The organism is Pseudomonas sp. CFBP 5748, from assembly GCF_053850495.1.
Genome location: NZ_JBSPTN010000024.1, coordinates 1 through 3311 on the forward strand (window position 1 = coordinate 1; position 3311 = coordinate 3311).

Sequence of the window (3311 nt, forward strand, 5' to 3'; positions counted from 1 at the left end):
GGGGCCTGTTCAAGGGCTTCCACCAAGGCGGCCACGGCTTGGCCGAGGTAGGCGGCGATGCGTTGCGGGTCGATGCCAGTGATGGCTTGGGCGGTCAGGGAGAAGTCGTCGCCTTCATCCGCCACAGCCACTTCGATCGGATAGTTGGTACGGGCTTCATTGCTCAGGAAGCGCACACCGTCCCAGGCCAGGACCTGGTCTGTGTTGGCCAACGAGCCGCCGTCGGTCTGATGGCGGTAGTTGAGCAGGGTGGTGAACAGCGGCAGGCCCGCGGTAACCCCGCTGCAGCGTTGGGCCAGGGCCAGGGAGGCCTGTTCGTGGGCGAGCAGTTCGCTGAGGTCGCGATAGGTTTCGTCCACCAGCGCGCTGACACTGAGCCCGGCCAATTGCACCCGTACTGGCAGGGTGTTGATGAACACGCCAAGGGCCCGGTCGGCACCCAGTGAACCTTGCAGGCGTCCGGCGACCACGGTGCCGAACACTACGTCGTCACGCCCCATGCACCGCCCGAGCACCTGGGCCCAGGCCAGATGAAACAGTACCGCCGGCGTCACCCCGGCCGTACGCGATTGCGCGCGGATCCGCAGGCTCAGGGCCGGGTCGAGACGCACACTGGTTTCCACCACCTGGGCACCGTCGCCCTGGACATCCAGCACACCGAATGGGGCCGTCGGCTCATCGACACTGGCCAGGCGCCCAGCGAAATAGGCTTCGTGGGCCTGGGGCGGGGTGGCGAGAATCTGCGCGACGAACTCCCGATACGGCATGGGTGTCGGCAGGTCGGCACCCTGACCCTGCATCAGGGTCTGGATTTCCTCGAGCACGATGCCCAGGGACACGTGGTCGCTGATCATGTGGTGGTCCAGCAATGCCAGCCACCAGCGTTGGGAATGCGGGTCCTGGGCGATGCAGGCACGCATCAGCGGTGCCTGTTGCAAATCCAGGCGCAGGTGTCGTGGATCGCTCAAACGCTCCAGTTGCGCGCGCGGATCCTCATCGGCCGCCAGGGTGATGGGCTGGACCGGCAACACGGCCCGACGTTGCACCACCTGCACCGCTTGCGGCTGGCCGACCCAATGCACGGCGCTGCGCAGGATGTCGTGGCGGTCAATGACCTGTTGCAGGGCCGTGACAAAGGCATCGAGGCGCTGGCGGTCGTCGAACTCGATCATCGAGCGCACCAGATAGGCGTCGCCTTCATGCCCGAGCAAATGATGGAACAGAATGCCTTGCTGCAATGGGGCCAGGGGGTAGATGTCCTGGATATTCGCGGCACCGCCGGGCACGGCGCTGACGATACGTTCGAGCTGGCTCGGGGTCAGTTCCACCAGGGGCAGCATGTCCGGCGTCAACGCCGTGCAATCGGCCGGAATCCGGTTGGCCGGGGCCAGGAACAAGACTTCCTCGCTGCGGCTCAGGGCTTGGGCCATCTCCCGTACGCTGGGGGCGGTGAACACGGTGCGCACCGTGGCGCTGAGGCCGTGCTGGCGTAAACGGTCGATCAGGCTGACAGCCAGCAACGAATGCCCGCCGAGCTCGAAGAAGCGGTCATGCCGGCCGACCTTCTCGATGCCCAGCAGATCCTGCCAGACGGTCGCGACGATCTGCTCGACCTCGCCCCGCGGTGCCTCGTAGGCACGGCTGGCGAACGCTTCCTGACCCGGTGCGGGCAGGGCGCGGCGGTCGAGTTTGCCGTTGGGGGTCAATGGCAGGGCTTCGAGGTGCACAAAGGCGCTGGGCACCATGTATTCGGGCAGTGCCGCGAGCAACGCGGTGCGCAACTGTTCAACGGGGACCGATTCACCACACAGATAGGCGATCAAGCGCTTGCTGTCCGATTGACCCGGTTTGCTCTCCTGGGCGACCACCACCGCTTCACGCACACCGGCGCAGCCGGCGAGGATGGCTTCGATCTCGCCCAGCTCCACACGGAAACCGCGGATCTTCACCTGATCGTCGTTGCGTCCCAGGTACTGGAGAGTGCCATCGGCCAGCCAGCGACCGAGGTCGCCGGTCTTGTACAGGCGCGCGTGCGGGTCGGTGCTGAAAGGGTCGGCAATGAAGCGTTCGGCGGTCAGCTCCTGGCGATTGAGGTAACCGCGCGCGACACCGACACCGCCAATGTGAATTTCTCCGGCGACCCCCAGTGGGACAAGGTTGCCGCTGGCATCGAGCACGTGCAGCTGGGTGTTGCGTACCGGTTTGCCGATCGAGCGGAAGTCGTCGTGATCGCTTTCCATCAGGCGGATCGAGGCGTTCACGGTGGCTTCGGTCGGGCCGTAGGCGTTGAACAGCGCCGGGCGATGACCGGCCCGGGCGAACCACTGGGTCACGGCCTGTTTACCCACCGCTTCGCCACCGATCATGAACTGACGCAGCGAGGTGGGCAGCGCTACATGCAGGTCGCGGCTGACCTGCTGCCAGAACACGGTCGGCAGGTTGGCGACGGTGATCGCATGTTGTTCGCACAGGGCGGCGAAGGCCGCAGTCCCGGCAATCCAGGCATCGCTGCGCAGAACCAGGGTGGCACCGGACAGTAATGCCCCGAAAATCTCTTCCACCGACATGTCGAAGGTCATGGTGGCGAATTGCAGGATGCGGTCCTTGGGGTTGAGGCCATAACGCTCTTGCAGGGCGCCGATCTGGTTGCACACCGAACGGTGTTCGAGCATCACCCCCTTCGGCTTGCCGGTGGAGCCCGAGGTGTACATGACGTAGGCCAGGTGCCGGGAGGTCAGGCCTTCGACCCGTGGGTTGCGTTCATCGCCAGCGGCTGGATCGTCCAGCGACAGCTGCGCGATCGGCAGCGGTGGCAGTTGTCCGGCCAGGTTGCCTTGGGTCAGCAGTACTCGCGGCGAGCTGTCGCTGAGCATGTGCTGCAGGCGATCCTGCGGATAGTTCGGGTCCAGCGGCACATAGGCGCCGCCGGCCTTGAGGATGGCCAGGATACCAATGATCATCTCGGGGCTGCGTTCCACCAGCAGCGCCACGCGTTCATCCGGGCGCAGGCCGGCGGCGATCAAGCGGTGAGCGATACGGTTGGCACGGGCATTGAGTTCGCCATAGCTGAGGCGGCTGTTTTCAGCCTGGACAGCGATGGCGCGGGGGCGATCCTGCACCTGTTGTTCGAACCACTCATGCACCAGCCTGCCTTCGGGAAACGGGGCATGGGTCTGATTGAAGCCACCGAGCAGTTGCCGGCGTTGCTGGTTGTCCAGCAACGGCAGGGTCGCTAGCGCTTGGTGGGCATCGTCGAGCATCGCGTCGAGCAGATGCAGCAAATGCTGGCCCCAACGGGCGATGGTGCTTTC

General features: G+C 65.3%; 1 protein-coding gene. It reads right to left on the reverse strand.

Translation table 11 applies throughout. The features are described from left to right. Nucleotides 1-3311: non-ribosomal peptide synthetase (locus ACWNZ1_RS29130; RefSeq protein ID WP_456028028.1), on the reverse strand; the 3311-nt coding region annotated here is incomplete at both ends.